We start from the raw sequence: 6,219 nt of genomic DNA on the forward strand, positions 1-6,219 counted from the left end.
CTTCCGATCTCCAGCGAGTCGCGCTCGCCGTAGCGCTCCAGCAGGCCGCGCACCTTGACCTCGTCGGCGGGCGCGAGACAACTTCTGGGTTGTCGCGACAACCCAGAAGTTGACACGCGGGCAGGCAGGGCGGGCCGGGCTGGCGCGTGCCAGCGCGGACGTGGCGCTGCGCGTGCTCGTGCCGGGTCGCCGAAGGCGGCATGTCCCGGCCCGGCGGCCGCCGGCGGCGCAGCGCCGGAATCGAACAGCCGGGAGTCGGACACCCGGGGCGCGGTCTCAGGCGCGGTCGCGGCGGAGGCGGGCGTAGGCGGCAAGGGCCACGGCCGACCACAGGGCCGCCTGGGCGGCGAGCCAGAGGCCGGTCGCGGTCGAGCCGCCGGAGGTGGTGAACCGGGCGGTGGCCATCAGCGGCGGGACCAGCCACGGCGCCGGGGAGCCCTGCAGGCCCAGCACGATCGCCAGCACCGAGCCGCTGACCAGCACGGCCACGCCGTTGCCCGCGGTGCGGGTGACCGCGCGGCAGGCCAGCCCGCCCAGCGCGAGCGCCGGGGCCAGCGCCAGCAGGTGTGCGCCGAGTCCGATGGCGACACCGCTCAGGTCGCCCTCGACGCCCTGCAGCACCCACGGCACGACCATGGCGACGGCGATCGTGCCCAGCCCGGCGACGGCCGCGGCGAGCAGCCCCGACACGATCTCGCGCCACGCCGCGCCGCTCGCGACGCGGGCCAGCCGCCGCTGCACGTCGGGCTCCACGTCGAGCAGGATCTTCGTCTGCCAGGCCAGCACGGGGAACAGGATCAGGGCGGAGACGCCGTACGCCTCGCCGGCCTCGGCCTTGCCGCCGCCGTAGAGGATCGACAGCGCCGCCAGGGCCGCGATCAGGGGCGCGACGGCCCGGCCGGTGCGGACAAAGCCGCGCAGGCGCATCCCGGTCAGTGCGCTCACGAGCCGACCTCCTCGCGTACCCGGAGCACGTGGTGGCCCTGTTCGCGCAGGCGCGCGACGGCGCCCGCGACGTCCGCGGCGCTGACCGCGACCTCCACCACGCAGTGCTGCGCGGCGTCGGCGGGCTCGACCGCCAGCCGCCCGTCGGCGACCGTCCAGCGGGCGGCGCCGGGCAGCCGCACCGTCTCGCCGCGATGATCGCTGACCAGCACGGACCCGCCGGCGGCGGCGACCTCCAGCACGATCTCGGGCACTAGGTCGCGGGTCGCGGCGTCGAGGCCCTCCCACGGCTCGTCGAGGATCAGCAGGCCCGGCGGGGCGACCAGCGCCTGCGCCAGGCCGACCTTCTGCGCGGTGCCCTTGGACAGCTCGGCCAGCTTCACGTCGCGGAATCCGCCTATCCCGAGCCGGTCGGTCCAGCCGTCCACGGCCCGCCGGGCGGCGGCCGCGCCGAGTCCGTGGACCGCGGCCATGGCACGCAGGTATGCGTTCACCGTGAACGGCTGGTCGGCGGGGAAGCGTTCGGGCACCCAGCCGACGGCGGCGGGGCGGTCGCTCACCCGGCCCCGGACGGGGCGCAGCACCCCGGCGATGAGCTGCAGCAACGTGGACTTGCCGGCGCCGTTGCGGCCCAGCACGACCGCGATCTCACCGGGCCTGAGCTCGGCCGAGACCTCCCGCAGCACCCAGGGTCCGCCGCGGCGGTAGCGCAGCCACACGTCGTCGAGATGCACCGGGCGATTGTGCCACCGGTGCGGCCGTGCCGTCTGCGGCCGATCTCCGGGCGGCGCCCCGGCGACACCCACGGCGGCATAAAATCGACCGTCCGTGCAAGTCGGTCATCGAGCTCGGAGCAGCGCATGGAACTGGGCGTGCACCTGGTCAACTTCACGTACCCGGGCGGCGTCGCGGCGATCGCCCCGACCCTGGCCGCCGCCGGGCGTGCGGCCGAGGAGGCGGGGATCGACAACCTGTCGGTCATGGACCACTACCTCCAGATGGAGGGCGCGGGCCTGGGCGAGCCCGACGCGCCGATGCTGGAGGGGTACACCACGCTCGGCTTCCTCGCCGCGCACACCAGCACGGTCCAGCTGCAGTTGCTGGTCACCGGGGTCACCTACCGGCATCCCGGGCTGCTCGCGAAGATCGTGTCCACGCTGGACGTGCTCTCGGGCGGCCGGGCCGTGCTCGGCATCGGCGCCGCCTGGTACGAGGGCGAGCACGCCGCGTACGGGGTGCCGTTTCCGCCGGTGGCGGAGCGGTTCGAGCGGCTGGAGGAGGCGCTGCGCATCGTACGGCAGATGTGGAGCCCGGACGACGGCCCGTTCCAGGGGCGGCACTACCAGCTCGCCGCGACGGTGAACTCGCCGCAGCCGACGGCCGACCCGCATCCGCCGATCATGATCGGCGGCGGGGGCGAGAAGAAGACCCTGCGGCTGGTGGCGAAGTACGCCGACGCCTGCAACCTGTTCGCCGGGCCGCAGGTCGGGCCGGAGCAGGTCAAGGCGAAGCTCGACATCCTGGCCCGGCACTGCGAGCGTGAGGGCACCGACTACGGCCGCATCCGCAAGACGGTCACCTGGACTGACGCGATCACGCCCGACGCGGCGGGTGGGGCCGAGCTGGCGGAGCGGCTCGCGCCGTTCGCGGCGCTCGGGGTGAGCGCGGTGCACCTGATGCCGGCGATGGCCGAGCCGGTGGCGTTCCTGCGCGGCGTCGGCGAGCACGTGGTCGGACCGGTGCACGCGCTCTGATCCGGGCGCGGGCACCCGCCCGGCCGCGACGGTTGCGGCTCAGCGCAGGCCGAGCAGCTCCGGCACCTGCGCCATGGCGGTGACGACCCGGTCCGCACCGGCGGCGCGCAGCGTGTCGGGGGCGGCCAGGGCCGCGTACCCGATGACGGTCATGCCCGCGGCCTTGCCGCCGCGTACGCCGAACGGGCTGTCCTCCAGCAGCACGCAGTGCGCCGGGTCGGCGCCGATGCGGTCGGCGGCCAGCAGGAACAGATCCGGCGCGGGCTTGCCACGCGCCACCAGGGACGCGCTGTAGGTGTGCGCGCCGAAGTAGGCGTCCAGCCCGGTCACGGCGAGCCGGAACGCGATCTCATGCGGCGTGCCGCTGGACGCCACGCACACCGGCACCGCCGCGTCGCGCAGCAGTTCGAGCAGGTCGCGTACGCCCTCGATCGCGACGAGCTCGTCGCGCTGGCGGGTGAGCACGCGGCGCTCGTACTCGGCGGGCAGGTCGAAGCCGACCGGGCGGCCCAGCTCGCGCTCGATGTCGGCGACGCACTCCACGGTGGACCGGCCCATGTAGCGGGCGATGCTCTGCTCCAGGGTGGTGGGCAGCCCGGCCTGCGTGGCCAGCTCCGCGAAGACCGCGTTGTTGATCCGTTCCGAGTCGACCAGCACGCCGTCGCAGTCGAACACCACCGCTTTGATCACGGGTACAGGCTGCCACGCCGACACGTGGCGCGCGCAGCGCGGGTGTGATCGCGGTGTCACTAAACGGACAAAAAGGATGTGGTATCGCGGTGGCCCGGTCGATCCACGTGCGGGCGGTGACGCCCTGGTGCCCGTCGCCGCCGAGGCCGCCGAGACGCTGCCGCACTGGTCGCCGCTGCGCCGCTTCGCGGAGTTCGCCGACGCGCCCGGCCCGGCCGACCCGTCCGCCGGGTACGCCGCCGACGCGGTCACCCTGCTGCACCAGGCGTTCCTCGGCCACCGTGACCGGAAGGCGGCCCGCGACGCGCTGGAGAGCGCCTGCTGCATCGGCGTCACCGGGGTGTACACCATGAGCCCCGAGGACCACGGCGGGCTCGCCGCCGACGCGCTCACCGTCGCCACCTCCCGCGCCGGAAGCTGGACCACCCGCCCCGCTCCCGCGCCGTGACCCTGGCCGGCGGGCCGAGGGACAGCCGGGTGTGCCGGCCTCCCGCACAATGACGGCATGTCCCTCGACCCCACCGGCCAAGGCCCGGTCACCGCGGCCGCCCTGGGTTATCAGGCCTGGTTGGAGCGGATGCCGACGCGAGCACGCCTGATGCTCTTCGCGCCGTTCATGCTGATCCTGGCCGGGATCGGGCTCTCCATGACCCGCTATCACGGGTGGCCGCTCGGCCTGACCGCAGTGGTGTTCTACGGGGGCATGTTCGGTGTCCCGCTGTGGCGGCCGCGCGCCACGCGGGAATGGTCGACGCGCCACGTGGCCGGGGACGCGCTCCTCTTCGTCCCGACGGTGTTCTTCGCCGTGCTGTTGGTTCCAGGCAGCTCCGTTCCGGTCGCCGCGGCGGTCGCGGTCGGCGTCGGCGCGGTCGCCGCGCCGCTGATGATCCGGCACCGGCGCAGGCTGGTTGCCCGCTCGCGCGACGCGGACCCGCACGCAGGCGGATCAGGTGCGCTCACGCCCGGCGGGGACCGGACCGACCGGACCGACGGCGATGGGATCGGCGGGGATCGGACCAACGCTGCCGGCGTCGCTCCGGCCGGCCTGGGTTGCCTGCTGTGCCGGGTCGCCGACGCGGATGCGTACTTCCAGCGGCGGCGGGTGTGGGCCGATGCGCACTGGCGGCTGTCCGTGCTGCTGCAGGGACCGGTGGCGGGGTTCGCCCACCTGGAACCGTGGCGGCACATCCCTTACGTCACCGACCTGGACGGGCCGGAGGCGGCGACGCTCGGCTCCGCGCTGGCCCGGGCCACCGCCGCGCTGCGCGAGGCGACCGGCGCGGACAAGGTCTACGTGTACGTGTTCGGCGACCGCGTGCCCCACCTGCACTTCAACCTGGCTCCGCACCACCCGGGCGGACCGCTGGCCGGTGGGCCGGGTCTGCTGCGGCCCGACGCGCAGGCCGTCGCCGTCGCGGACCACGAGTCCGCCGCCGCGGCGGTGGCGCGCATCCTCTCCGCCGGGTAGGCGGCGGCCGGGACCACACCACGGCTGTGGTCGACAACTCCTAGGTTGTCGCGACAACCCAGGAGTTGTCGCGTCGGGGAGAGGCACCCATGGACCCGAGGAGATTTCGTCGATTTCGCGGATCCTCGTCCGGTTTGTTCCGAATGTCGGTACGGTCATGGCAACCCGTTCACGTCCCCTAACAGCGGAGATTCGCCATGCGCCGCCCCATGCGACGTGGTCTCTTATTGCTGACCACGGCAACCGTCCTGATTCTCGGCTGGCCCGGCCCCGGCGCCCAGGCCGCCGCGCACCTCAGCCACCGCAGCGCCGTCGACATCTTCCAGGACGCGGGCATCTCCATCTGGTCCAGCGGGAACTGCTCCCACCGCAACAACCCGAACTGCACCTCGTTCGAGCGGATCCGGCGGAGCACCGTCGACGGCATCCTGACCCTGCACAAGGCCAGCAAATGCGACCTGCGGATCACTGGCGGCACCGAGACCGGTCACGGCTCCGGCACGTACACGCACTGGAACGGCTGGAAGATCGACATCAGCAAGTACGCCTGCATCGGGAAGTACATCAAGCGCTACTTCCGGTACGTCGGCTACATCCGCGGCTGGGGTTACCAGTACAAGGCGCCCTCCGGGAACATCTACACCGACGAGGGCAACCACTGGGACATCCTGTACTACAGCTGCGGCGGCTGCTCCGGCGACGATGACGACGACAACAACCTGTCCCCGTCGCCGGACCCGACCGCGTCGGCAAGCCCGTCGGCAGATCCGAGCACATCGGCGAGCCCGTTGCCGGATCCATCCGGGTCAGCGAACCCGTCGTTGATCCCGTCAGCAGATCCGAACACGTCGGTCAGCCCGTCGCCGGACCCGTCTGCGTCGGCAGATCCGTCTGCCTCGGCCGTTCCCGACGCGTCGACCGGGCCGGATGTGAGGCCGTCGAGGTCGGCGACGCCGTCCGGATCGGCTGAGCCTTTCGCGGCTCCGTCGGGTGAGCCGGTCGTGGCACCGTCCAGCTCAACCGGACCGGTCGTGGCGCCGTCGGAGCCGGGTGACCAGGTCGCGGCACCGTCCGAGCCGGGTGACCCGTATGCGGCACCGTCGGGATCGGCTGGACCGTCGCCGAGCACGCCCGCCGTACCCTCTGGATCCATGGCGAACCCGGGGCTGCAGCCGCCGACGGCGCTGCCGCCACCGCCGGTGGGCGGGCCCGTGCCGCAGCCGACGAAGCTGATGCGCGCGGTCGACCCGGCCCCTGCCACGCCGCCGCCGACCATGGACCCGGCCCGGGTGGACGCGCCGCTCGGCTGACCCGCGACGCGACTCGGGGGCACCGCACCTTCACCGGCCGGTGAAGGTGCGG

At 73.7% G+C, this 6,219-nt stretch carries 7 protein-coding genes; 4 read left to right on the forward strand and 3 right to left on the reverse strand.

Annotation, left to right across the window (positions count from 1 at the left end):
* Positions 1 to 276 precede the first annotated feature (276 nt).
* Together AB0J67_RS38470 and AB0J67_RS38475 are read right to left on the reverse strand one after the other, a co-directional pair.
* Positions 277 to 945: a hypothetical protein gene (locus AB0J67_RS38470; RefSeq protein WP_363490325.1), complete on the reverse strand. Its 669-nt coding sequence runs from the start codon at positions 943 to 945 to the stop codon at positions 277 to 279.
* Complete coding sequence (locus AB0J67_RS38475) at positions 942 to 1,679, reverse strand: ABC transporter ATP-binding protein (RefSeq protein WP_363490327.1); 738 nt, start codon at positions 1,677 to 1,679, stop codon at positions 942 to 944. Before AB0J67_RS38475 ends, AB0J67_RS38470 begins: the two co-directional genes overlap by 4 nt.
* Before the next feature lie 126 nt (positions 1,680 to 1,805).
* On the opposite strand from AB0J67_RS38475, the gene AB0J67_RS38480 reads away from it, so the two are divergent.
* Complete coding sequence (locus AB0J67_RS38480) at positions 1,806 to 2,699, forward strand: LLM class F420-dependent oxidoreductase (protein ID WP_363490329.1); 894 nt, start codon at positions 1,806 to 1,808, stop codon at positions 2,697 to 2,699.
* Positions 2,700 to 2,738: 39 nt separating this feature from the next.
* Here AB0J67_RS38480 and AB0J67_RS38485 read toward each other — a convergent pair whose 3' ends face one another.
* A complete protein-coding gene (locus AB0J67_RS38485) occupies positions 2,739 to 3,389 on the reverse strand; it encodes an HAD family phosphatase (protein WP_363490331.1) in 651 nt (216 codons plus the stop codon).
* 76 nt (positions 3,390 to 3,465) lie between these two features.
* Between AB0J67_RS38485 and AB0J67_RS38490 the strand changes: the two genes are divergently transcribed.
* The 3 genes from AB0J67_RS38490 (at position 3,466) to AB0J67_RS38500 (ending at position 6,167) form a co-directional block, all read left to right on the forward strand.
* A complete protein-coding gene (locus AB0J67_RS38490) occupies positions 3,466 to 3,837 on the forward strand; it encodes a hypothetical protein (protein ID WP_363490333.1) in 372 nt (123 codons plus the stop codon).
* Positions 3,838 to 3,894: 57 nt separating this feature from the next.
* The gene (locus AB0J67_RS38495) at positions 3,895 to 4,857 is read left to right on the forward strand and encodes a hypothetical protein (protein WP_363490335.1); all 963 of its coding nucleotides are present in this window, start codon (positions 3,895 to 3,897) and stop codon (positions 4,855 to 4,857) included.
* Positions 4,858 to 5,054: 197 nt separating this feature from the next.
* Positions 5,055 to 6,167, forward strand: a complete 1,113-nt coding sequence (locus tag AB0J67_RS38500) for a hypothetical protein (RefSeq protein ID WP_363490337.1) — start codon at positions 5,055 to 5,057, stop codon at positions 6,165 to 6,167.
* The last annotated feature ends 52 nt before the right edge of the window (positions 6,168 to 6,219 follow it).

This window comes from Catellatospora sp. NPDC049609, from assembly GCF_040675365.1.
GTDB lineage: Bacteria > Actinomycetota > Actinomycetes > Mycobacteriales > Micromonosporaceae > Catellatospora.

Excerpts from the sequence above, each read along its gene's own strand:
- AB0J67_RS38480 (WP_363490329.1), top strand. The coding sequence starts at position 1,806 with ATGGAACTGGGCGTGCACCTGGTCAACTTCACGTACCCGGGCGGCGTC.
- AB0J67_RS38490 (WP_363490333.1), top strand. The coding sequence starts at position 3,466 with ATGTGGTATCGCGGTGGCCCGGTCGATCCACGTGCGGGCGGTGACGCC.
- AB0J67_RS38495 (WP_363490335.1), top strand. The coding sequence starts at position 3,895 with ATGTCCCTCGACCCCACCGGCCAAGGCCCGGTCACCGCGGCCGCCCTG.
- AB0J67_RS38500 (WP_363490337.1), top strand. The coding sequence starts at position 5,055 with ATGCGCCGCCCCATGCGACGTGGTCTCTTATTGCTGACCACGGCAACC.